20 protein-coding genes and 2 pseudogenes are annotated in these 21879 nt (G+C 70.3%); 12 read left to right on the top strand and 10 right to left on the bottom strand.

Annotated features, from left to right (window positions below):
* Window positions 1-113: 113 nt before the first annotated feature.
* Window positions 114-278: pseudogene (locus WJM96_RS22120) on the bottom strand (cysteine synthase A); the annotation flags it as partial.
* 102 nt (window positions 279-380) lie between these two features.
* Window positions 381-1147 (bottom strand): annotated as a pseudogene (locus tag WJM96_RS22115) (PLP-dependent cysteine synthase family protein); the annotation flags it as partial.
* A gap of 134 nt (window positions 1148-1281) precedes the next feature.
* Here WJM96_RS22115 and WJM96_RS22110 point away from each other — a divergent pair.
* The 3 genes from WJM96_RS22110 to WJM96_RS22100 are packed head-to-tail and all read left to right on the top strand — an operon-like array spanning window position 1282 to window position 3001.
* Entirely contained in the window at window positions 1282-1725 is a 444-nt protein-coding gene (locus tag WJM96_RS22110) for an RrF2 family transcriptional regulator (RefSeq protein WP_424814733.1), read from the top strand.
* The gene (locus WJM96_RS22105) at window positions 1725-2297 is read left to right on the top strand and encodes a RecX family transcriptional regulator (protein WP_424814732.1); all 573 of its coding nucleotides are present in this window, start codon (window positions 1725-1727) and stop codon (window positions 2295-2297) included. Before WJM96_RS22110 ends, WJM96_RS22105 begins: the two co-directional genes overlap by 1 nt.
* Window positions 2294-3001, top strand: coding sequence for an AzlC family ABC transporter permease (locus WJM96_RS22100; protein ID WP_424814731.1), 708 nt, complete (start codon window positions 2294-2296; stop codon window positions 2999-3001). Before WJM96_RS22105 ends, WJM96_RS22100 begins: the two co-directional genes overlap by 4 nt.
* Window positions 3002-3215: 214 nt before the next feature.
* Here WJM96_RS22100 and WJM96_RS22095 read toward each other — a convergent pair whose 3' ends face one another.
* The 6 genes from WJM96_RS22095 to WJM96_RS22070 form a co-directional block, all read right to left on the bottom strand.
* A complete protein-coding gene (locus WJM96_RS22095; RefSeq protein ID WP_424814730.1) occupies window positions 3216-4382 on the bottom strand; it encodes a glutathionylspermidine synthase family protein in 1167 nt (388 codons plus the stop codon).
* Window positions 4382-5074: a DUF1190 domain-containing protein gene (locus tag WJM96_RS22090; RefSeq protein ID WP_424814729.1), complete on the bottom strand. Its 693-nt coding sequence runs from the start codon at window positions 5072-5074 to the stop codon at window positions 4382-4384. Before WJM96_RS22090 ends, WJM96_RS22095 begins: the two co-directional genes overlap by 1 nt.
* Window positions 5074-5478 carry a DUF350 domain-containing protein gene (locus WJM96_RS22085; RefSeq protein WP_424814728.1) on the bottom strand — a complete coding sequence of 135 codons (405 nt, stop codon included), beginning with the start codon at window positions 5476-5478 and terminating at the stop codon, window positions 5074-5076. The genes WJM96_RS22090 and WJM96_RS22085 overlap by 1 nt, the downstream gene beginning before the upstream one ends.
* A 76-nt stretch (window positions 5479-5554) precedes the next feature.
* On the bottom strand, window positions 5555-6286 hold the full coding sequence (locus tag WJM96_RS22080) for an ABC transporter substrate-binding protein (RefSeq protein WP_424814727.1): 732 nt from the start codon (window positions 6284-6286) through the stop codon (window positions 5555-5557).
* A 93-nt stretch (window positions 6287-6379) separates the two neighbouring features.
* Entirely contained in the window at window positions 6380-9553 is a 3174-nt protein-coding gene (locus tag WJM96_RS22075) for an efflux RND transporter permease subunit (protein ID WP_424814726.1), read from the bottom strand.
* 83 nt (window positions 9554-9636) lie between these two features.
* Window positions 9637-10854, bottom strand: coding sequence for an efflux RND transporter periplasmic adaptor subunit (locus tag WJM96_RS22070; RefSeq protein WP_424814725.1), 1218 nt, complete (start codon window positions 10852-10854; stop codon window positions 9637-9639).
* A 138-nt stretch (window positions 10855-10992) separates the two neighbouring features.
* On the opposite strand from WJM96_RS22070, the gene WJM96_RS22065 reads away from it, so the two are divergent.
* Window positions 10993-11577: a TetR/AcrR family transcriptional regulator gene (locus WJM96_RS22065; protein WP_424814724.1), complete on the top strand. Its 585-nt coding sequence runs from the start codon at window positions 10993-10995 to the stop codon at window positions 11575-11577.
* 137 nt (window positions 11578-11714) lie between these two features.
* Window positions 11715-12182 (top strand): redox-sensitive transcriptional activator SoxR, encoded by a 468-nt coding sequence (soxR, locus tag WJM96_RS22060; RefSeq protein ID WP_424814723.1) that lies wholly within the window; start codon window positions 11715-11717, stop codon window positions 12180-12182.
* Here soxR and WJM96_RS22055 read toward each other — a convergent pair.
* On the bottom strand, window positions 12157-13065 hold the full coding sequence (locus tag WJM96_RS22055) for a LysR family transcriptional regulator (RefSeq protein ID WP_424814722.1): 909 nt from the start codon (window positions 13063-13065) through the stop codon (window positions 12157-12159). The genes soxR and WJM96_RS22055 overlap by 26 nt on opposite strands.
* 119 nt (window positions 13066-13184) lie before the next feature.
* On the opposite strand from WJM96_RS22055, the gene WJM96_RS22050 reads away from it, so the two are divergent.
* From WJM96_RS22050 to WJM96_RS22030, 5 genes are all read left to right on the top strand, one after another.
* Window positions 13185-13610 carry a DoxX family protein gene (locus WJM96_RS22050; protein WP_424814721.1) on the top strand — a complete coding sequence of 142 codons (426 nt, stop codon included), beginning with the start codon at window positions 13185-13187 and terminating at the stop codon, window positions 13608-13610.
* A 157-nt stretch (window positions 13611-13767) separates the two neighbouring features.
* Complete coding sequence (locus tag WJM96_RS22045) at window positions 13768-14817, top strand: flagellar motor protein MotB (RefSeq protein ID WP_424814720.1); 1050 nt, start codon at window positions 13768-13770, stop codon at window positions 14815-14817.
* Window positions 14814-15680 carry a flagellar motor stator protein MotA gene (gene motA, locus WJM96_RS22040; RefSeq protein ID WP_424814719.1) on the top strand — a complete coding sequence of 289 codons (867 nt, stop codon included), beginning with the start codon at window positions 14814-14816 and terminating at the stop codon, window positions 15678-15680. Before WJM96_RS22045 ends, motA begins: the two co-directional genes overlap by 4 nt.
* A 31-nt stretch (window positions 15681-15711) precedes the next feature.
* Window positions 15712-16164: a PaaI family thioesterase gene (locus WJM96_RS22035; RefSeq protein WP_424814718.1), complete on the top strand. Its 453-nt coding sequence runs from the start codon at window positions 15712-15714 to the stop codon at window positions 16162-16164.
* A 34-nt stretch (window positions 16165-16198) separates the two neighbouring features.
* A complete protein-coding gene (locus WJM96_RS22030) occupies window positions 16199-17065 on the top strand; it encodes a serine/threonine-protein kinase (protein ID WP_424814717.1) in 867 nt (288 codons plus the stop codon).
* Here WJM96_RS22030 and WJM96_RS22025 read toward each other — a convergent pair whose 3' ends face one another.
* A complete protein-coding gene (locus tag WJM96_RS22025; protein WP_424814716.1) occupies window positions 17066-19375 on the bottom strand; it encodes a xanthine dehydrogenase family protein molybdopterin-binding subunit in 2310 nt (769 codons plus the stop codon).
* Between the two features lie 139 nt (window positions 19376-19514).
* Here WJM96_RS22025 and WJM96_RS22020 point away from each other — a divergent pair, with 139 nt between their 5' ends.
* Window positions 19515-20504, top strand: coding sequence for a Bug family tripartite tricarboxylate transporter substrate binding protein (locus WJM96_RS22020; protein ID WP_424814715.1), 990 nt, complete (start codon window positions 19515-19517; stop codon window positions 20502-20504).
* Between the two features lie 50 nt (window positions 20505-20554).
* A complete protein-coding gene (locus WJM96_RS22015; RefSeq protein WP_424814714.1) occupies window positions 20555-21538 on the top strand; it encodes a Bug family tripartite tricarboxylate transporter substrate binding protein in 984 nt (327 codons plus the stop codon).
* Window positions 21539-21879: the final 341 nt, after the last annotated feature.

The following is a 21879-nucleotide window of genomic DNA, read 5'->3' as shown; positions in this document are numbered from 1 at the left end:
CCACCGGCAGAGTCGGAGCTCGCGGCAATATCACGCGCCATTCGGCCAGGCCTCACGGGGGGGAGGGATGGTGCCGGGGGGAATCGGAAGATATCAGCCCGGTCCGGGCTTCGCTACAGCCCTTCGAAGAGCTCGGTCGAGAGGTAGCGCTCGGCGAAGGAGGCGGCGATGCCGACGATCAGCTTGCCCTCCATCCCCGGCTGACGCGCCAGCCGGATCATGCCGGCCAGCACCGCGCCGGTGGAGATGCCGACCGGCACGCCATCCAGCCGCGCGACGTCGCGCGCCGCCGCGAAGGCCGCGCGCGCGGCCTTCGCGGCGGCGCGCGACGTCGCGCGCCGCCGCGAAGGCCGCGCGCGCGGCCTTCGCGGCGGCGCGCGACGTCGCGCGCCGCCGCGAAGGCCTCGCGCTCGGCCACCCGCTCGACGCCGTCGAGGGCCGCCAGTTCCAGCACCCCCGGGCAGAAGCCGGCGCCAATGCCCTGAATGAGGTGCGGCCCCGGCTCGTCGCCATTGAGCACGGCGCTCTCGGCCGGCTCGACGCCGATCACGCGCAGGCTCGCCTTGCGGGGCTTCAGCACGCGGGCGATGCCGGTCGCGGTGCCGCCCGTGCCGACGCCGGCCACCACCACATCCACCTCGCCCGCCGTGTCGCGCCAGATTTCCTCGGCGGTCGTGCGGGCGTGGATGTCGGGGTTAGCGGGGTTGTCGAACTGGCGGGCGATCCAGGCGCCCTCGGTCGTCGCGCGGATTTCGTCGGCCCGGGCGATGGCGGCGGCCATGCCACGCTTGCCCGGCGTGAGTTCCAGCTCCGCGCCCAGAAGCTTCAGCATCTTCCGCCGCTCCAGCGAGGCCGAATCGGGCATCACCACGATCAGCCGATACCCCTTCGCCGCCGCGACGAGCGCGAGCGCGATGCCGGTATTGCCCGAGGTCGGCTCGATGATGACCGAGCGGCCGGGCGCGATCTCGCCCGCCGCCTCGGCCGCCTCGACCATGGCGAGGCCGATCCGGTCCTTCACGGAGCCCGCGGGATTGAAGAATTCCAGCTTCAGCGCCAGCCGGGCCGGGGACTTCACCTCCGCCATGAGGCGCGGCAGGAGCACCACGGGCGTATTGCCGATGGTGGAGAGAATGCTGGCGTGCATCTGCGAGGTGCGGGGCGAATCGGCATCCATGCCTGCCTGTTAGCACGAAAATCCGCCCCGCGCCTGATGCCGCGAGTTGAATATTCCGGCAGGCCAGCGCATTTTCACGTCATCGAAGAGGACATTAAACGCCCATGCTGCTCCGCCAGGACCGTGGCCTGCTTGCCATCGACATCGCGCTCGACATCGCCTTCCACGCCGGCCGTGGCGGCGAGGTGACCGGCGCGGCGGAGATCGCCGAGCGCCTCGGCGCGGCGCGGCGCGGGATCGAGCCGCTGCTGCAGAGCCTGGTGCGTGCCGGGGTCCTGGACAGCCTGCGCGGCCCGCGCGGCGGCTACCGCATGGCCCGCGCCCCGCGCGAGGTGAAGCTGGTCGAGATCGTCGCCGCGGTGACCGAGGAGGAGGAGCTGGCGCCCCCCGGCAAGCTGGGCGCCGCCGTCACCGCGCCGCTCTGGAAGGAGCTGGACGAGGTGCTGGCCAAGAAGCTCGGCAGCGTCACGCTCGAGGATCTGCTGAAGCGCGCCGCCGCGGCCGGGCTGCGCCGCCCGGTGACGGAGCCGCTTCACTTCGTGATCTGATGGCCCGCGCCCCCGCGATCACGGAGGCCGCGCTGCGCGAGGCGGCGCTGAGCCACCTCGCGCGGTTCGCGGCGACCGAGGCGGGGCTCCGCCGCGTCCTGGGCAACCGCATCCATCGATGGGCCCGCGCCGTGGGCGCCGAGGGCATGGACCCCGACGCCATCGCCACGGCCGCCGCCGCCGCGCGCGCGCAGGCGGCCGCGATCGCAGCCCGCCTCGTCCAGGCGGGGGCTGTGGACGATGCGGCCTTCGCCACCGCCCGCGCCCGGCGGCTGCTGGCCAGCGGCCGGTCCCAGCGGGCCACGCTCGCGCATCTCGCGGCCAAGGGGATCACGGGCGAACTGGCGCGGGAGACGCTGCGGCAGGAGGATATGCCCGGCGAGCTCGAGGCCGCCGTTACGCTCTGCCGCAAGCGCCGCCTCGGCCCCTTCGCCGCGGCCGAGCCGGAGGCGGAACTGCGGCGGAAATGGCTCGCCACGCTGGCGCGCGCGGGCTTCGGCGGCGAGGTCGCGCGGAAGGCGCTGGCCCTGCCCCGAGCGGAGGCCGAGGCCCTGCTGGCCAACCGGCCATGAGCGGCTCCCGCGTCGTCTTCACGCGCCAGGGCGTCTGGCGCGGGGTGCGGGTCACCATCCCCATGCTGCCGGGCATGCTGCCCTTCGCGCTCATCATCGGCGCCATCGCCAGCGCGCGCGGCCTTTCGCTGCTGGAACTGATGCTCATGTCCGCGATGGTCTTCGCGGGCACCAGCCAGCTCGTGGCGCTCCAGGTCTGGGACGACCCCGCGCCGATCCTGGCCGCGACGCTGGCCTGTTTCGTCATCAACCTGCGGCTGGCGCCCATGAGCGCGGCGCTGGCGCCCTGGCTCGACAAGCTGCGCGGCTGGAAGCTCTGGGGCACGCTGGCGACGCTGGTGGACAACAGCTTCGCGGTTGCGATCGCGGACCAGCGCGCGGGCGGGCGCGATGCCGGGCTGCTGCTGGGCGTGGGCCTCACCTTCTGGGTGTTCTGGACGCTTTCGACCGGCGTGGCCTTCGTCTTCGCCAACATGATCTCGCTGCCGCCGAACCATCCGGTCTTCTTCGCTGCGGTCGCGACCTTCGTGACCCTGATGGTGCCGCTCTGGCGCGGGCGGATCGACCTGCTGCCCTGGGCGGTGGCGGCGGTCGCTTCCGTGGTGGTGGCGGTGCCCCTCGGCCTTGGCGCGCCGTGGCCGGTGCTGGCGGGCGCGCTCATCGGCGGCGCCGTGGGCGCGTGGCGGGATACGCGCCGCACTTGAGTTTCAAGGATATTTTTCCTAGATTACGGGCGCCAAGGGGATAGCTGCGCCCGCCTGCCGAAGCGCACGGCACGGGTAAGATAGTAAGATAGTAAGGCGGCTCCGCGCTTCCGGCCGCGAATAGCAGCCGGCGCCGCCCATCCAGGCAGCGCCGCCGGCGATTCAGCAGCGCGGCGAAGGCAAGCCGCCCGAGGCGGCGCCTGCCGTCCGGGGGCTAGAAATAATGCGGCACCACGCGGCTGGTGTCGCGCATGATCGCGTCGCGGCTCTCGCGGATGATGATGCCCGCCGGCTGGTCGCCCGCGATCCAGGAGCCGATCACGGCGTTCCACCCGTCCTGCTGCGGCAGCCGGGCCATGGCCTGGGTCACGAAGCGCGCATGCTCCGGGGCATAGGGCCCGCCCGTCGAGGCAATGGACTGGCCGTTCCGCAGCATGGCGATGTTGGATCCCTCGCGGCCCAGGCAGGGCTTGTGGACACAGGCGCCGGCCAGCGCGACCTGCCCCGGCACCGCCTCCAGCAGGTTGGGATGCCCCGGGAAGAGCTTCCACAGCACCGGCAGGATCGCCTTGTCCGACAGGACGGCCTTCCAGGGCGGCTCGAGCACGCCGCAGCTATCGCCGGCGAGATGCGGACCGAACTCGTCCTGCCGCGCCCATTCCCACGGGTAGAGCTTGTGCAGGAAGGCGATGCGCCGCCCGGCCTGGTCGAGGAAGTGCTGGCCGTTCCAGCCGATGGCATTGATGTCGATGCCGATGGTGCGGATCCCCGCCTGGCCGGCGAGGTCGCGGAAATAGGTGGCATGCGCCCATTCCTCGGCGCTCTCCTCGAAGGCGGCGAAATGCAGCACCTGCGCGCCGATGAGCGGGGCGAGCGTGCGGAAGCGGTCCAGCAGCTTCTCGTGCAGCGAGTTGAACTGGTCGGCGTCCGGGTGGGTGTCCTGCAGCCAGAACCACTGCGCGACGGCGGTCTCGATGGCCAGCGTCGGCGTGTCGGCGTTGTACTCCAGCATCTTCACCGCGCCCGCCTGGTCGTCGAAGGCGAGGTCGAAGCGGCCCATGAGGGAGGGATCGCCCCGCCGCCAGGAACGCTGCAGGTAATCGGCGAACCATTCCGGCAGGGCGAAGGCCTCGCGCAGCGCGGCGGGATCTCGATTGACCAGATGGTCCACGGCGTCGAGGCAGCGGGCGTGCAGCTCGGCGGTCGCGTCGTCGAGCAGGTCGACCTCGGCGGAGGTCAGGCGCCAATGGGAGGCTTCGTGCCACCAGAGGCCGCCATCGGTGCCCGGCTGCGGCTCCTGCCCATCGGAGTGGTAGGTCAGGCCCACCTCCTCCAGCTTGGCGCGCCAATCCGGGCGGGCGGGCGCCTCGATCCGCTGCATCAGCTGCTGCTGCTGCTGTAGCCGCGCGCCGAGGAGCCGAAGCCGCCACGCGAGACGGTGGAGCTGCTGCCGCGCCCGAGGGAACTGCCGCTCGCGATGCCGGACGCCGCGGCCGGCGTCGCGTGGAAGGCCGAGGATCGGCCGCGCTCCACGGCGGAATCCGTGCTGCCGACATAGTTGCTGCCGCTGTAGTAGTAGCTCGACCGGCTGCCGCTGCTGGAAGAAGAAGAGGAGCTGCGCGGGGCGGGGCAGCCCGGCGGCGCCGGCGAGACGCCCGGCGGGCATTCCGGCGGCGGCGCCCCGGCATAGAGCGGGGAGACCACCCTTCCCTGCCCGTTGTTCATCATGCGGCCGATCATGACGCCCGCGAGCACGGGGATGGCGACCGCCGCGCCGGTCGAGAGCAGCGCCTTGTCCGCCGGCTGGTTCCCGGGCGAGGCCTGGCAGCTGCCGCCCGTCGCCTGCTCGCAGGCGGCGACGCTGGCGTAGCGCGGCGCGGTGGCGAGGTGCTGCTGCTCGGCCTGGCGGAAGGTCGCCTCGCATTCCGCCTGCGCGTCGGAGCCATAGCGCGCGACGCAGGAGGCGACGTCGGTGACGACGAAATCCGTCGTGTCCACATCCTCGCCGCAGGCCTGCAGCGCGACGGCCGAGGCAGCGAGGAGCGTGAGGCGGATGGCGCTGGACCGTCGCATCAGAACACCATCGTCGCCGCGTTGAGGATGCCGGCGGCCAGCGAGGTCGAGGCCAGCATGATGGCGGGTGCGACCTGCCCCTCCTCCATCCGGCGCGGCAGGTCGTCGCCCAGCAGCATGCGCGCGACGAAGAAGGCAATGATCTGCACCACGAGCCCGACCAGGCCCCAGACCAGCAGGTCCACGCGGTTGACCGAGTGCACCATCACCGAGCCCACCACCAGCGAGTAGCCGATGAGGGCGCCGGAGAAGCTGACGGCGGCCGCGGTGTTGCCCTCACGGATGAGGCGCAGCTCGGCCCAGGGCGTTACCCGGATGTAGGCCGCCGCGAAGCCCGCCAGCAGCAGGGCGCAGAGCGGAAACCACGTCAGGAAGGCCGGAAGGGTGGCGAGGTAGTTCGTCATGGCCCGGACTGGCGTTTCCCCGATTACATGCCGATTGCAGCATTTCCCCGGGGGTTACGCCAAGTCCATTTCGGCCTCACGCGACAGGCGCGACAGAAAGCCCCCTCACGCCGTGCTCCTGGATGAAGCGGGCGACGAGGCCGCTGCGCTTCGCCTCCTCGACGAAATCGCTGAGGAAGGCCTCGGCGGCCGAGTTGCCGCGCAGCGTGCCGACGGCCTGCTGCACCGCCATGAAGTTGCCGTCCAGGATGCGCGAGCCGGGGAAGAACTCGGCATCGGTCAGCAGCCGCGGGCGCAGGCCGGCCAGGACCTCCAGCCGCTGCTCGCCGAACATGTGCATGGTGGCGTCCAGCCCCTCGCCGCGGATGAGCGTGGCCTGCTTGATGTTGCGCTCGAGCCAGAGGTCGTAGGCCGCGCGGGCCGAGACGGCGATGCGGATGCCGGGCCGGTCCACCTCGGCGATCGAGGTGATGGGGGAGCCGGCGGGGACCAGGTAGGTGCACTCGATCTCGGCATAGGCGTTGGTGAAGGCGATCTTCTCCGCCCGCTGCGGCTCGGCGCCGATATTCACGATGTCCCAGGCATCGGTGCCGGCGGCATCGCCCGCCAGGCCGGGATTGGGGAAGGTCACGTAGCGCACGGGCACGCCGAGCCGGTCGGCGATGGCCTTGCCCATGCTGGGCGAGACCCCCGTCGGCCCGCCATCGGGGCTGCGGCCGTTCACCAGCAGGAAGTTGGACATGTTGATGCCGACGCGCAGCACGCCCTTGGGCGCGAGATGGGCGACGATCTCCGGCGTGACGTTCATGGCTTCCTCCCGTTCCGGAGGCCGAGCCTAGCAGCATGAAAAAAAGGGCGGCACCCCCGGGGAGGTGCCGCCCTGCTTCCGTGCATCCCAGGGTCAGTGGGAGTGCGCCGGCGTCTCGATGGCCGATGCCGGGGTCTTCCTCTTCCGCCGGCTCGCTGCCCATTGCGCGACGACGTAGAAGACCGGCGTGAAGAGCAGGCCGAAGAGCGTCACGCCCAGCATGCCGTAGAACACGGCGGTGCCGAGGCTCTGCCGCATCTCCGCGCCCGCGCCCGTCGCCACGGTCAACGGCAGCACGCCGAGGATGAAGGCGAGCGAGGTCATGAGGATCGGCCGCAAGCGGGTGCGCGCGGCATCGGCCGCCGCTTCCCAGCGCGTGGCGCCCTCTTCCTCGCGGGCCCGGGCGAACTCGACGATCAGGATCGCGTTCTTCGCCGCCAGGCCCACCAGCACCACGAGGCCGACCTGCACCAGCACGTTGTTGTCGAGCCCCGCATGCTGCACGCCCAGCAGCGCCGCCAGCACCGACATCGGCGCGATCAGCACCACCGCGAGCGGCAGCAGCCAGCTCTCGTACATCGCCGCGAGCACGAGGAAGACGAAGACGACCGCGAGGCCGAAGGCGATGGGGGCGGTGTTGCCCTGCGTCGTCTCCTGCAGCGCGAGCTCGGTCCACTCGTAGCCGAAGCCCTCGGGCAGCGCGGTGCGCATGACCTCCTCCATGGCGGCGATCGCCTGGCCGGTGGAGAAGCCGGGAATCTCGGCACCCTGCACCTCCGCGGCGGGGAAGAGGTTGTAGCGCGGCACGCGATAGGGGCCGGCCGTCTCCTGGAAGGTCGCGACACTGCCCAGCGGCACCATGGCGCCGCTGTCGGTACGCGTCCTCAGCGCCGCGATATCGTCGATGGACATGCGGTGCGTCTGGTCGGCCTGCGCCGTCACGCGCCAAGTGCGGCCCAGCAGGTTGAAGTCGTTCACGAAGGCCGAGCCGAGATAGACGCTCATCGCCTCATGCACGCGGGAGATGGGCAGGCCCAGCATCTCCGCGCGCGGCCGGTCGATCTCCGCGCGGATCTGCGGCGTGGAGGTGTTGAACAGGCTGAAGGCGAAGGCAATGCCCGGCGCCCGGTTCGCGGCCGCTAGCACGGCCTGGGTGGCGCGCTCCAGCTCCTGCGGGCCACGGCCGGCGCGGTCCTGGATCATAAGCTTGAAGCCGCCGCCCGTGCCGATGCCGGGGACCGGCGGCGGCGGGATGACCAGCACCATCGCCGCATCCTCGCCCATCAGGCGGCGCTGCATATCGGCCAGGATCGAGTTGCCCGTGACGCCGAGCTGCGCGCGCTCCTCGAAGGACTTGAGGCCCGCGAAGACCACGCCCGTGTTCGGCGCGTTGGTGAAGGTCGCGCCATCCAGGCCCACGAAGGCGATGGAGTTGGCGACACCCGGCACCTGCGCGATGGCATCGGAAGCACGGCGGATCACCTCATCCGTGCGGCTCAGGCTGGAGCCGGGCGGAAGCTGGAAGGCCGCGATGATGTAGCCACGATCCAGCGGCGGGATGAGGCCGGTCGGCGTCACCATCACCTGGCGGCCGGTCAGCGCCAGCAGTCCGCCATAGATCACCAGAAGGATGATGGGCAGGCGCACCAGCTTCTTCGTCAGCCCGCCATAGCCGAAGGAGAGCTTGTCGAAGACCCAGTTGAAACCGCGGAAGAAGGCGTTGATGGGCGCCATCAGGCGGCTCGGCTTCCCATGGCCGTGCGGCTTCAGCAGGATCGCGGCCAGGGCCGGCGACAGCGTCAGCGACACGATGGCCGACAGCACGGTCGCGACCGAGATGGTCACGGCGAACTGCCGGTAGAAGGCGCCGGAGATGCCGTTGATGAAGGCCGTCGGCACGAAGACCGCGACGAGTACCAGCGCGATGGCGATGAGGGCGAAGCCCACCTCGTCCATCGTCTTGCGCGCGGCCTCCAGCGGCGAGAGGCCGGCGGCCATGTGGCGCTCGGCGTTCTCCACCACCACGATGGCGTCGTCCACCACGATGCCGATGGCCAGGATCAGGCCGAACATGGTCAGCGAGTTCAGCGTGAAGCCCATCGCCAGCAGCACCGCGAAGGTGCCGATGATGGAGACCGGGATGGCGAGCAGCGGGATGACCGCCGCGCGCCAGTTCTGCAGGAAGAGGATCACCACGAGCACGACCAGCACGATCGCCTCGATGAAGGTGTGCAGCACCGCCTCCATGCTCTGGGCGATGAAGCGCGTTGGGTCATAGACGATGTCGTAGGAAATGCCGCTCGGGAAGGAGCGCGCGGCTTCCTCCATGGTCGAGCGGATGGCCGCCGCCGTCGCCAGGGCGTTGCTGCCCGGCCGCTGGAACACGCCGATGCCGACGGCGACCCGGTTATCGAGCAGCGCGTTGATCGTGTAGTCGTTCGCGCCGATCTCCGTGCGCGCCACGTCGCGCAGCCGGATGGGAGCGCCGCCCGCGCCGGTGCCGATCACCTGCTCGTCGAACTGCTCGGGCGAGGAAAGCCGCCCCTGGGCCTGCACGGCGATCTCGAAGGCGCCCGCACTGCTGGCGCGCGGCGCCTGGCCGATGGCGCCCGCGGCCACCTGCACGTTCGCGCGCTGCAGGGCCGCGATCACGTCGCCCGGCGACATGCCGCGCGCGGCCACCCGGTCCGGGTCGAGCCAGATGCGCATCGCGTAGTCGCGCGCGCCGAAGACTTGCGCGTCGCCCACGCCTTCGAGGCGGGCGAGACGGTCCTTGATGGCAAGCGTCGCGTAGTTGGACACGTATTCCGGGCTGCGGCTGCCGTCGGGCGAGAGCATGTGCACGACCATGAGGAAGTCCGGCGAGGCCTTCTTCACGGTCACGCCCAGGCGCCGCACATCCTCGGGCAGGCGTGGCTCGGCAATGGCAACGCGGTTCTGCACCAGCACCTGCGCCTGGTCCACATCGACGCCCTGGCGGAAGACGACGCTGATGGTCACGCGCCCGTCGCCCGTCGATTGCGAGCTCAGGTAGAGCATGCCGTCGACACCGTTGATCTCCTGCTCGATCGGACCTGCGACGGTGGAGGCGATGGTCTCCGCCGAGGCGCCGGGGTAGAGCGCGGTCACCTGCACGGTGGGGGGCGCGATCTCGGGGAACTCGCCGATCGGCAGGCGGATCGCCGCGATGGCGCCCACCAGCGTGATGGCGATGGAGAGGACCGCCGCAAAGACGGGCCGGTCAATGAAGAAACGGGCTAGGCGCATCTTCGTGTTCCTCAGGAGCCGGGCGCGAGCGCGGCGGTTCGCGCCTCGGCGGCGCGCGTTTCAGGTCGAGTTGTGTGACGCGGTCAGTCGGCGGAGGCGAGCGGGCTCGGCCCGATGCGCCCCTGCTGCGCCGTCACCTGCGCGCCGGGGCGCGCGCGGTGCAGGCCGCCGATGATCACGCGGTCCTGCGGCGTCAGGCCGGAACGCACGACGCGCAGCCCATCCACCAGCGGGCCGAGCTGCACGGGCTTGGGCGCGACAGTGCCCTCGGGCGTCACCGTCAGCACCATCCGCCCGCCCTGGTCGGCGATGATCGCCGAGTCGGGCACCAGCAGCGAGGCCGCATCGCCCACGAAGAGCCGGAGCCGCGCGTAGCTGCCCGGGGTCAGCAGGAATTCCGGATTGGGAAGGATCGCGCGCCCGCGGATGGTGCCGCTGCGCGCGTCGAAGACGCTGTCCACGAAATCCATCTGGCCCTGGTGGCCGAACTCCGTCTCATCGAGCAGGCGAAGCTGCACGGGCGTGCCTTCCTGGCGCCCGCCGGGGCGCATGCCGCCGCTCGCCGCGCGGGCGTAGCGGAGGTACTGCGCCTCGCTGGCGTCGAAGCTCGCATAGACCCGGTCGAGGGCGACCAGGGTCGTCAGCAGGGTCGTGCCCTGCTGCACGAGGTTGCCTGCGTCCACACGGCGGTCGCTGACGCGGCCGGCGCGGGGGGCGCGGATCTCGGAGAACTCCAGGTCCAGTTCCGCCTGGCGCAGGGCGGCGCGGCTGGCGGCGAGGCCCGCCTGCGCCTCGCGCAGCGCGCTGCGGCGGTTGTCCATGTCCGCCTCGGAAGAGAAGCGCTGCGCGACGAGCGGCGCGTAGCGATTCACCTGCTGCTCGGCCACCGTCACACGGGCCTCGTTGCGCGCCACCTCGGCGCGGGCAGAGAGCACGGCGTTCTGGAAGGGCCGCTGGTCAAGGGTGAAGAGCAGCGCGCCCTCTGGGACGATGGCGCCGTCCTGGAAATGCACCTGCACGACCTGACCGGAGACTCGCGGCCGGATCTCGACGCGCGCCGTCGCCTCGATACGTGCCGTGTGCTCGTCCCATTGCTGGACGGAGCGCGAGAGCGGGGTGGCAACCGTCACGGGCGGTGCGGCCGGCGCCCCCTGCGCCAGGACGGGCGCGGCGAGAGCCACCTGCCCGGCCAGGGCCAGAGCGAGGGCGGCACGCGGCGCCGTGACCCCGCCCATGCGGCGGCAGAGCCAGGAAAACCAGAGACTATCCCCAACCGGGGCCTTGCATTCATCAGGCGCCATGGCCATTCTCCGAGGGCGGATGTTACCGACCGGTCCGTCACATAGTAAGTGACCGGTCAGTATCATCAAGAGGGAATTTTCGCTGCGGTGCAAAAATCTGCTCACGCGGCGACAGGATGGTGGAAGGAGCCCTTACCTATGTCGGGTGCCTCATTTGGCAAGCCTAAGGCCGCCGAGAGAATTCAAAGCGCCGCCAAGGACCTGTTCTACCGCCAGGGCATCCGCGCCACCGGCGTCGAGGAAGTCTGCCGGGTGGCCGAGGCGACCAAGATGAGCCTCTACCGCACCTACCCCAGCAAAGACGCCCTCATCGCCGCCATCCTCAAGGAGGATGCGGAGGAGTGGGAGGTCTGGTTCAACGAGGTCACCTCCAAGGCGTCCACCCCCGTCGGCAAGCTGCGCGCCCTGATGGCCGCCGCCGCCGAGGAGCTCGAGGACCCCGATTACCGCGGCTGCCCGATGCTGCTCGCCCAGGCCGAGTTCCCCGACCCCGCGCATCCCACCCACCAGCTCGTGACCGACTTCAAGGCGCAGGTCTGCGGGCAGCTCATCGAGCTCTCTCGGCAGGCCGGCGCGGCCGAGCCGGAGCGGCTGGGCCAGCTGCTCGGCATGCTGTTCGACGGCGCCTGGGCCAGCCTCTGCTATCTCGGCGGCAAGCGCGCGGGCGAGATCCTGCGCGACGGCTCCGAGATCTTCTTCAGGGCCATGCTTCCCGCCGAATAAGGCGGGTCCGGACTGATCCATCCGCATCGGAATCGGCAGCTCCCGAAAGAGGTTTCCCGCCAACGCGGGAAGGCTTGCACCGGCAGGCCGACGCCGGGCATAGGACCTCAAGTTAACTTGAGGTCAAGCACCTTCCGATGCCTCTTCGCGACGAGCCCAGGCCGCAGCTTTCGGTGGGCGAGGTCGCGCGCCGCAGCGGCGTCGCGGTCTCGACCATCCACTTCTACGAAGCCAGGGGGCTGATCGCCGCCGAGCGGAATGCCGGCAACCAGCGCCGCTACGCGCGCGAGGTGCTGCGCCGGGTCGCGATCATCAAGGTGGCGCAACGCGCGGGCATTCCCCTCGCCGCGATCGAGGAGGCCCTGCGGGGCGTGCCGCATGGCCACGCGGCCACGGCGAAGGATTGGCAACGCCTCTCGCGCCAGTGGAAGGACATGCTGGAGGAGCGCATCGCGAATCTCACGCGGCTGCGCGACCAGCTGGAAAGCTGCATCGGCTGCGGCTGCCTCTCCCTGCAGGAATGCCCGCTCCGCAATCCCGGCGACCGCCTCGGCCAGGCGGGCAGCGGCGCGGTGCTGCTCAGGCCTCGCGCGCCTCGGCGATGAACATCCGACGCAGCCAGGCATGGCCCGGATCCGCCTCGAAGCGCCGGTGGAAGATCATCGAGAGCCGCGTGTGCCTCACCTCCACCGGCGGCTCGCGCGTCACGAGGCGGTGGGACTCGGCCATCTGCTCCGCGAGCCGCGCGGAGAGCGTGATGATCATCTCCGTGCGCGCCAGGATCTCCGGCACCGCCGAGAGATGCGCAACCACCGCACCCAGCCGCCGCGCCATTCCCTGCTCCGCCAGCACGCGGTCGATCGCGCCGTCGCGCGAGCCGTTGGGCGAATGCAGCAGATGCGGGACGGAGGTGAAGCGCGCGAGATCGAGCTCGCCCTTGGCCAGTGGATGGTCGGGACGCATCAGCGTCATGAAGGCCTCGGGCAGCATTCGGACGCGGGTGTAGAGGGCGCTCGGCTCCCCCAGCACGGCGATGGCGAGTTGCGCGTCGCCGCGCTCCAGCAGCGCCTCGGCATTCGTGCGGTCGGCATGGCTGATGGCGAGGAGGCAGCCCGGCGCCTCCCGCGCCATGCGTTCCAGCACGCGCGGCACCAGCACGGCCTCCGCGTATTCGGAAAGCGCGACGGTGAAGACGCGCTGCGCCGTCGCCGGCTCGAAGGGCGCGCGGACGGAGATGGCCTCGGAGAGCCGGTCCAGCGCCTCGGCCACCGGCTCCGCCAGGGCCGCCGCCAGGGCGGTCAGCTCCACGCCGCCCTGGCGGCGCAGGAAGAGCTCGTCGCCCAGCGCCACGCGCAGACGGGCCAACGCATTGGAGACGGCGGGCTGGGTGAGGTTCAGCCGCTCCGCCGCGCGGGTAACGTGGCGCTCGCGCGCGACCGCATCGAAGACGCGCAGGAGATTGAGGTCCAGCTGGGAGAGTTCGGTCATCGAGCCGCGCCGTCATTCATGGCGGTGATGATCGCTGTTCCGACTGCCCATTGGAAGCCGGAAGGGCCTCGCGCCAGCTTGCGCCCATCGAAACGGCTTCCAGCCAAAGGACGATTTCCATGACGAACAACAGCTCATACGCCGCCCTGCTGCTCCGGCTCGCGCTCGGCGTCACCCTCTTCGCGCATGGCGCGATCCTCAAGCTCGGCACCTTCGGCCTAGCGGGCACGATGGGCTATTTCGGCTCGCTGGGCCTGCCGCCCATCCTCGGCGCGCTGGTCGCCTTCGGCGAGACGGCGGCGGGCATCGCGCTGGTGGCGGGCGTGCTGGTGCGCACGGCCTCGCTGCTGTCGCTGCCCATCGTGCTCGGCGCCGTGGTGGTCCATGCCGGCAATGGCTGGGTGTTCAACGCGCCCGGCGGCGGCTGGGAGTATCCGGCCCTTCTGGCCGTGGGCCTGGCGGCGCAGGCCCTGCTAGGCGCCGGCGCCTTCGCCCTGGAGCCGCGCCGGCTGCTGAGACGCGGCGGCGTGGCGCAGGCCGCCTGACCTTCCGGCGTCCCGATCGGCCGGGCCACGCGAGTGGCCCGGCCTTTTTCGTGGGACCTGTGGCGCCTTCGCGGCTGCGGTCATGCCGCCTTAGCGCCGAATTAACCCTTCCGCGCGAAGCTCGGCGGCCGGCAGAAGGCCGGGCGATGAGGTGGCGGTGGCCAAGCGTGGCAGGGGCGATGGCGGCACGATCGTCATCAGGCGGATCGAGGAAGGCGGCCATGGCCATCACGGCGGCGCCTGGAAGGTCGCCTACGCCGATTTCGTGACGGCAATGATGGCCTTCTTCCTCCTCATGTGGCTGCTCAACGCCACGACGGACGAGCAGCGCCGCGGTATCGCCGACTACTTCAGCCCCTCCGTCGCGCTGGCCTCGGGCCAGGCGGGCAGCGGCCAGCCTTTCGGGGGCAGCACCCCGCATAGCGCGGGCAACATGTCCCAGGATTCCGGCACCATCCGCGTCGAGCGCGGGCCCCGCCCGATCCTGCTCCTGGAAACCGAGGAAGAGGACGACAGCGAGCGCCGCGCCCAGCCGGTGCATCGCCTCGACGGCCCGGATGGCGAGGAGGACCGCCAGATCCAGCGAATCATCGACGCCATCCCCGGCGAGACCCAGGGACCCCGCGCGCCGACCGGCGGCGAAGGCCCCACCATGCTCCGCAGCATCGCGACGGCCGGCGAGGAGGATGCCGAGCGCCAGGCGCGCGAGGCCCAGGCCAGCCGGGCCGAAGAAGCGAAGTTCGAGGAAATGCTCCACGGCCTGCGCGAAACCTTCCAGGCCGACCCCGCCCTCGCCGCCCTCGCGCAGCATGTGATGGTGGAGGTCGCGCCTGAGGGCCTGCGGATTCAGCTGGTCGATACGGAGGGCAAGCCGCTCTTCGCCAGCGGCAGCGCGACCCCCAACGAGAATGCCCGCCGTCTGCTGCGGGAGGTTGCGCAGGCGGCCGCGCGGCTGCCCAATCCGGTGCAGGTCGCGGGCCATACGGATGCCGCGCCCTTCCGCGGCGCCGGGCGCAGCAACTGGGAGCTCTCTTCCGAGCGCGCGAACGCGGCGCGCCGGATGCTCGGCGATGGCGGCCTGCCCGAGGCGCGCATCCAGAGCGTCGTGGGCCTCGCGGAGCGCGAGCCGCTCTTCCCCGGGCAACCCCTGGCGGCCGGCAACCGGCGCGTGGCGGTCACGCTGCTGCGGCAGGCCGCCGCGCCATGAACACCGTCCTCGGCTTCGTCTTCCTGCTGGCCATGGTCTTCGGCGGCTACACCATCGCGGGCGGCAAGTTCGGCATCATCGCGCACTCGCTGCCCTATGAGATGATGATGATCGGCGGCGCGGCGATCGGCTCCTTCCTCATGGCCAACTCCATGCACGACGTGAAGCACACGCTCGCGGGCTTCGGGAAAATCCTGAAGGGGCCGCGCTTCAGGAAGGAGGACTACACCTCCATCCTCTCGCTGCTCTATCACTTCGTGCGCCTCGCCCAGACCAAGGGCGCCATGGCGCTGGAGCCGCATATCGAACGGCCCGAGGAAAGCCCCGCCTTCGCGAAGTTCCCCAAGATCCGCGACGATCATCACGCCACGGTGCTGATCTGCGACTATCTCCGCATGGTCGGCATGAACGCCGACGACCCTCACCAGATCGAGGACACCATGGCGCGGGAGCTGAAGAAGATCCGCGAGGAGGAAATGCATCCCTCGCACGCCATGCAGAACATGGCGGATGCACTGCCCGCGCTGGGCATCGTCGCGGCCGTGCTGGGCGTCATTAAGACCATGGCGGCCATCGACCAGCCCCCGGCGGTGCTGGGCGGCATGATCGGCGGCGCGCTGGTGGGCACCTTCCTGGGCGTGCTGCTGGCCTATGGGCTGATGGGGCCCATGGCCGCGCGGCTGAAGGGCATCGTGGAGGAGGAGGCCTCCTACTACGAAGTCATCCGCGCCGTGATCGTGGCGCATCTGCATGGCAACGCGCCGCAGGTCTCGGTGGAGACGGGGCGCAAGGTCGCGCCCTCCGGCCTCATGCCCAGCTTTCAGGAGATGGAGGCGGCGCTGCAGGAGCTGACCATCACTTGACGGCGGAACCATCCTGTCGGACGCCTGGGTCATGCAGCTTCCCGACCACATCCTCGCCCAGACCCACTCGCCCTTTCACGAGCATCTCGGCATCGAGATCCTGGAATGGCGCGAGGGCTTCGCGCGCCTCGCCTGCCTGCCGGTGCGCCATCACGCCAACCGCTCGGGCATCGTGCATGGCGGCGTGATGCTGGCGCTGCTGGACCAGGTGAACGCCTTCGCCGGCCTCTTCTGCGACGTGCCGGGCCGCACGCGCCGCGCCGTGACGCTCGACCTCGACACGCGCTTCACCGGCCAGGGCAAGCTCGGCGTGCGGCTGCTCGCGGAAGGGCATCTCGTCACGGCCGGCCGCGCCATCTTCTTCGCGCGCGGCGAGGTGAAGGACGAGGAAGGCCGCCTCATCGCCTTCGGTTCCTCCACCCATCGCTATCGCGAGGGCAGCCACACCGCCGAAGGCGTGCCGTTCGAGGCGCCAGCCGCTTAACGAAGCGTTCACCAGTCCGGTCCAGGCTGGGCCGGTGATCGATGAAGCACTGATCGCGGGCCGCTTCGCGCCACGCGACATCCTGGGCCGCGGCGGCTGCGGCACCGTCCTCGAAGCGATGGATCTGCGGCTGCGGCGCCTCGTCGCGCTCAAGCTGATCCGGCGCGGGGAAGGCGGTATGGACCCCGCGCGCATCGCAGCCGAAGCGCGCTCGGCCGCGCGGCTCAGCCATCCCCATATCGTCGCGGTGCACGATGCGGGCGACGGGCCGGACTATGCCTGGATCGCCATGGAGCTGGTGATCGGGGAGCCGCTTTCAGCGGTCCTCCTGCGCGAGGGCCAGCTGGCCGAGGCCGAGGCCGCGCGCATCGCCCTCGAGCTTCTGGATGCGCTGGGGCACGCGCATGATCGCGGCGTGGTCCACCGCGACGTCAAGCCCGCCAACATGATGCTCGCGATCGGGACAGAGGAGGGACACGGCACCTTGCGCCTCACGGATTTCGGCGTCGCGCGGCTGGGACACGAGGAAGCTGGCGACAACTTCCTCGGCACGCCCGCCTGGATGGCGCCGGAGCAGGTGCGCGGCGAGCCCGCGGACCATCGCGCGGATCTCTGGGCGGCCGGCGTGGTGCTTTATGAATGCCTCACGGGCGCGCGGCCCTTTCGCGGCCCCGCCCCCGCCCTGATGACCCGCATCCTGGAGAACGCCCCGACGCCGCCCAGCACTCTGGCGCCGGGTATCGCGAAGGAGTGGGACGCCGTGTTGGCAAAGGCGCTGGCGAAGCGGCGCCCGACCCGCTTCGCCCACGCACGCGCCATGGCCGAGGCCATCCGCGCCATTCCTGCGCCGGAGCCGCGCCAAGCGCCCCGGCGCAGCTGGCGCTTCGAGCTGCCCTTCTGATCAGGCGGCCTGCAGCGCCTTCCACACGACCTCGGGCGTGGCTGGCATGTCGATGGCCTTGCCGCCCAGCGCATCCACCAGCGCGTTGACCACGGCCGGCGGCGAGCCCACGGCCCCAGCCTCGCCCGCACCCTTCACGCCCAGCGGATTGGTCTCGCAGGGCACCGAGAGCAGTTCCACCTCGATGTTCGGCAGATCCCCGGCGCGCGGCAGCGCGTAGTCCATGAAGCTGGCCGACAGCAGCTGGCCGCTGTCCGGGTCATAGGCCGTGCGCTCCATGAAGGCCTGGCCGATGCCCTGCGCCACGCCGCCATGCACCTGCCCGCGCACGATGAGCGGGTTCAGCGCATGGCCCACATCGTCGACCACCACATACTTCTCGAAGTGGATGAGGCCGGTGTCGGGGTCCACCTCCACCTCAGCCCCGTGGCAGCCATTGGGGAAGGTGTGGTTGTCGATATTCGCGATCTCCAGCGCGTCGAGCAGGATCGTGTCCTCGCCCGCCGCGATGCGCGCGCGCTGCTTGGCCGCGAGGTCGAGGATACCGATCTCGCGATCCGTGCCCGCCACGCGGAAGCCATGGACCTTGTCGAACTCGATGTCGATCAGCGCCGCCTCGAGAATCTCGGAGGCCGCCTGCCGCCCCTTCTCGATCACCGAGGCAGTGGTGACGAGGATGGCCTGGCCTTCGGAATAGAGGCTGCGCGCGCCGCCCGTGCCGCCGCCGGAAGGCAGCGTATCGCTGTCACCCTGCTTGATGCGGATCTTGTCCATGGGCACGCCCAGCTCGTGCGAAGTCAGCATCGCATACGCCGTCTCATGGCCCTGGCCGGTGCTTTGCGTACCGACATAGACGTCCACGAAACCATCCTCGGCGAACTTGACCGAGGCATTCTCCGTCGCCGCGCCGCCTGTCGCCTCCAGGTAGTAGGCGATGCCGATGCCCCGCTTCTTGCCCTTCGCGGCCGAAGCCGCTCGCCGGGCCTCGAAGCCCTGCCAGTCGAGCCTCTTCAGCGCCTCCTCCATCAGCATGGAGAACTCGCCGCTATCATAGCGCTGCCCCATGGCGGAGACGTAGGGCATGGCGCTGGACGGGACCATGTTGCGCCGGCGCAGCTCGATCCGGTCCACGCCGATCTCGCGCGCCGCCGTGTCGATCAGGCGCTCCACCAGGTAGTTGGATTCCGGACGGCCTGCGCCGCGATAGGCGTCCACGGGCACGGTGTTGGTCAGCACGCCGATGACATGCGCGTAGATCGCCTGGAAGCCGTAGACGCTCGCCAGGACCTTCGTGCCCGCGCCCGTCGGGATGAAGGGGGCGTAGTTGGAAAGATAGGCGCCCATTCCCGCGAGGTTGCGCGTGCGCAGCGCCAGGAACTTGCCATCCTTGTCCAGCGCCAGCTCGCCCAGGGTCACGTTGTCGCGTCCGTGGCTGTCGGACATGAAGGCCTCGGTGCGCTCCGACACCCACTTCACCGGGCGGCCCACCTTCCGCGCGGCGAAACAGGCCAGCACGTGCTCCGAATAGAGGAAGAGCTTCATGCCGAAGCCGCCGCCCACATCGGTGGTGACGACGCGGAACTTCGCCTCCTCCGTGCCGAAGACGCCGGCCAGCATGCCCTTCACCTGCCAGGCGCCCTGGGTATTGGTATGGAGCGTCCAGCTGCCGGCCGCCGCATCGTACTGCGCTAGCGCCGCGCGCGCCTCCATGCTCGCCACCACCACGCGGTTGTTCACCACGGTCAGGCTCGTCACATGCGCGGCCTGGGCGAAGAGCCCGTCCACCTTCGCCTTGTCGCCGACCGACCAGTCGAAGCAGATGTTGTTCTTCGCCTCCGGCCACACCAGCGGCTGGCCAGGGTCGATCGCGGTCGCGAGGTCCGTCACGGCGGGCAGGATGTCGTAGTCCACCATCACCGCCTCCGCGGCGTCGCGCGCGGCCTCGGGCGTCTCGGCGATCACCAGCGCCACGCCGTCGCCCACGTGCCGGACCGTGTCCTTCGCGAGAGCGAAATGGGGCGTATTGGCGCGGCTGCTGCCGTCGATGTTCTTCATCGGGATGACGCAGGGCACCTCGCCCACCCCTTCGGCCGCCATGTCGGCATGGGTGAAGACGCCGATCACACCCGGCATCGCCTTGGCCGCGGCGGTGTCGAGCGAGACAATCCTCGCATGGGCATGCGGGCTGCGCAGGATATAGGCGTGGGTCTCGCCCGGCACCTGGATGTCGCCGGTGTAGAGTCCGTTGCCCTTCAGCAGCCGCGGATCCTCGACGCGCCGCACCGCCTGGCTCAAGCCGAATTTCGCCATGGGTCCCATCCCTGTCTTTGCTGCCCCATCATCTGACGACGAAGGGCCAAAGGAAAAGGGGGGAAAAGACGCGGGGGTTTCAGCGGCGCGGCGCCGGGCTATCCTGGCGCCAACCAGAATCCCTTCAGGAGTCCAGGAATTGACCCAGCTTACCCGCCGGGCGGCGCTCGGCCTGCCGCTCGCCGTGCCAGCCCTTGTCACGGCCCGCGCGGCCGAGGGCTGGCGGCCCAGCCAGCAGGTCCGCATCATCTGTCCGGCTGCGGCTGGCGGCACGGCGGATATGATGGCCCGCCTCCTCGCCCAATACCTGACCGCGAGCTGGGGCCAGACGGCCGTGGTGGACAACCGCTCGGGCGCGGGCGGCATCATCGGCACCCAGGAATTCCTGCGCCAGGCCCCGGATGGGCACACTATCCTCTCGGGCAATATCGGCCCGCAGGCCATCGCCTATTCGCTCTACCGCAATTTCCCCTACCGGCCGGAGCAGTTGATCCCCGTGGCGGGCAGCGTGCGCGGGCCGAACGTGCTGGTGGTGCATCCATCCGTCCCGGCCCGCACGGTGCCGGAGCTGGTGGCCTATCTGAAGGCTAATCCCGGCAAGCTCTCCTACGGCTCGCCCGGCAATGGGCAGAGCGGGCACCTCACCTCCGTTTGGTTCAGCCAGCTCACGGGGACCGAGGGCATCCACGTGCCCTTCCGCGGCGCAGGCCCGGCGGCGATCGAGCTGGTGGCCGGCAATATCCAGTACATGTTCGACAACCTCTCATCGGGCATCGAGCAGATCCGCGGCGGGCGGGTTCGCGCGCTGGCCGTCACCTCGGCCGAGCGCAACCCGCAGCTGCCCGACGTCCCGGCCCTGCGCGAGACCATGCCCGAGCTCGCGGAGTTCGAGGTGAACACCTGGTTCGGCAAGTTCTATCCGGCCGGCACCCCGGCCCCCATCGTGCAGTCGCTCAATGAACAGATGCGCGCGCTGGCCGAGACGGACACCTTCAAGGCCCGCGTGGCGCAGATCGGCAGCGTCTCGCTCTGGGCACCGCCCGAGCAGTTCGCCAGCTTCGTCAATCGCGAGATCGAGAAGTGGCGCGGCGTCATCCGGCGCGAAGGGCTGCAGATGGATGTGTCCTGACGGCTGAAAAGCCGCCATGCTTCCTCCCAATTAAAAGGGAGGAAACTGGAATGCACGACATCAGGCGCAGGGCTGCGCTCGCCCTGCCGCTCGGAGCCCTGCCCCTGGCGGCCCGAGCCCAGGACTGGAAGCCGGGCCAGCCCGTGCGGCTCCTGGTCGCCGCCGCGCCCGGGGGCACCACCGACATCATGGCCCGCCTGCTGGCGCCCCGGCTGCAATCGCGCTGGGGCGTCTCGGTCGTGGCGGAGAACCGCGCGGGCGCGGGCGGGACGATCTGCACCCTGGAGATGGTGCGGTCCCGGCCGGACGGCGCGACCATCATGTCCGGCAATATCGGGCCACAGGCCATCGCCTACTCCCTGGTCCGCAACCTGCCCTACCGGGCAGAGCAGGTGCTGCCCATCGCGGGGACCATCACCGGGCCGAATGTGCTGGTGGTGAACAACACCATCCCCGCGCGCAACGTGGCGGAGCTGGCGGCGCTGCTTCGCCAGCGGCGTGGGCAGATCAGCTACGCCTCGACCGGCGTGGGGCAGTCCACGCATCTCTCGCCCGTGCTCATGCTGCAGATGCTGAACGCCGAGGCGATCCACGTTCCCTTCCGCGGCTCGGGGCCCGCGCAGGTGGATCTGCTGGCGGGCAATGTGAACTTCCTGATCGACAACCTCACCGGAGTCATCGAGCACATCCGTGCCGGCCGGGTCCGCGCGCTGGCCGTGACCAGCCGGGAGCGCAGCGCGCAGCTCCCCGACGTCCCGGCGATGCGCGAGACCATGCCCGAGCTCGGGAACTACGAGGTGAACACCTGGTTCGGCATCTTCGGCCCCGCCGGCATGCCCCCCGCCATGGTCCAGGGCATCAATGCCGAGGTGAACGCCTGGCTCGACCTTCCGGAGACGCAGCAGCGCTTCGCTGAGCTCGGCGGCGTGCCGCTGAAGCTGAGCCCGGAGCGCTTCGCGGATTTCGTGGCCGCCGAGACGCGGAAATGGGCCGAGGTGGTGCAGCGGGAGGGGCTCTCGATCGAGGCGGGATAAGTGCCGTCAGGCTAGGGGATAACCCTTCCTGCCCCTCCATGCCGGCATGCCTCAGGCTCCTATGGCCGTGCAAATCAGCGAGGTTCCTTTCCCGCCCGGCATGACGGGCGGCGCCTCGCCGGGCGAGCCCGGCGCGAAGGTGTCTGGCCGCCCGATTCGAAGTGAACCTTATTTTTCCTACATATTTTGAACAATTCGTTCCCCGATCAGATAAGCTCCACATAGCCGGAAGCTCAATCTGGTTTGGGTTCGGGGCGGAGGATAACGCTCGATGATGCCGTGATCCGGTCGCGACCCCAGGCGCGACCGGATCACGGCGTCTCGGGCCCGCATGGGGAAGC

Origin of the sequence: Roseococcus sp. YIM B11640 (assembly GCF_049727625.1) — a bacterium.
Lineage (GTDB): Bacteria > Pseudomonadota > Alphaproteobacteria > Acetobacterales > Acetobacteraceae > Roseococcus.
This window is presented reverse-complemented; position numbering and strand designations above follow the sequence as displayed.

Bases quoted from the DNA above. Each gene is read 5' to 3' on its own strand.
- WJM96_RS22090 (WP_424814729.1), bottom strand. From the start codon at position 5,074: ATGCGACGGTCCAGCGCCATCCGCCTCACGCTCCTCGCTGCCTCGGCC.
- WJM96_RS22070 (WP_424814725.1), bottom strand. From the start codon at position 10,854: ATGGCGCCTGATGAATGCAAGGCCCCGGTTGGGGATAGTCTCTGGTTT.
- WJM96_RS22085 (WP_424814728.1), bottom strand. From the start codon at position 5,478: ATGACGAACTACCTCGCCACCCTTCCGGCCTTCCTGACGTGGTTTCCG.
- WJM96_RS22100 (WP_424814731.1), top strand. From the start codon at position 2,294: ATGAGCGGCTCCCGCGTCGTCTTCACGCGCCAGGGCGTCTGGCGCGGG.
- motA (WP_424814719.1), top strand. From the start codon at position 14,814: ATGAACACCGTCCTCGGCTTCGTCTTCCTGCTGGCCATGGTCTTCGGC.
- WJM96_RS22105 (WP_424814732.1), top strand. From the start codon at position 1,725: ATGGCCCGCGCCCCCGCGATCACGGAGGCCGCGCTGCGCGAGGCGGCG.
- WJM96_RS22015 (WP_424814714.1), top strand. From the start codon at position 20,555: ATGCACGACATCAGGCGCAGGGCTGCGCTCGCCCTGCCGCTCGGAGCC.
- WJM96_RS22050 (WP_424814721.1), top strand. From the start codon at position 13,185: ATGACGAACAACAGCTCATACGCCGCCCTGCTGCTCCGGCTCGCGCTC.
- soxR (WP_424814723.1), top strand. From the start codon at position 11,715: ATGCCTCTTCGCGACGAGCCCAGGCCGCAGCTTTCGGTGGGCGAGGTC.
- WJM96_RS22095 (WP_424814730.1), bottom strand. From the start codon at position 4,382: ATGCAGCGGATCGAGGCGCCCGCCCGCCCGGATTGGCGCGCCAAGCTG.
- WJM96_RS22080 (WP_424814727.1), bottom strand. From the start codon at position 6,286: ATGAACGTCACGCCGGAGATCGTCGCCCATCTCGCGCCCAAGGGCGTG.
- WJM96_RS22065 (WP_424814724.1), top strand. From the start codon at position 10,993: ATGTCGGGTGCCTCATTTGGCAAGCCTAAGGCCGCCGAGAGAATTCAA.
- WJM96_RS22075 (WP_424814726.1), bottom strand. From the start codon at position 9,553: ATGCGCCTAGCCCGTTTCTTCATTGACCGGCCCGTCTTTGCGGCGGTC.
- WJM96_RS22035 (WP_424814718.1), top strand. From the start codon at position 15,712: ATGCAGCTTCCCGACCACATCCTCGCCCAGACCCACTCGCCCTTTCAC.
- WJM96_RS22055 (WP_424814722.1), bottom strand. From the start codon at position 13,065: ATGACCGAACTCTCCCAGCTGGACCTCAATCTCCTGCGCGTCTTCGAT.
- WJM96_RS22110 (WP_424814733.1), top strand. From the start codon at position 1,282: ATGCTGCTCCGCCAGGACCGTGGCCTGCTTGCCATCGACATCGCGCTC.
- WJM96_RS22025 (WP_424814716.1), bottom strand. From the start codon at position 19,375: ATGGCGAAATTCGGCTTGAGCCAGGCGGTGCGGCGCGTCGAGGATCCG.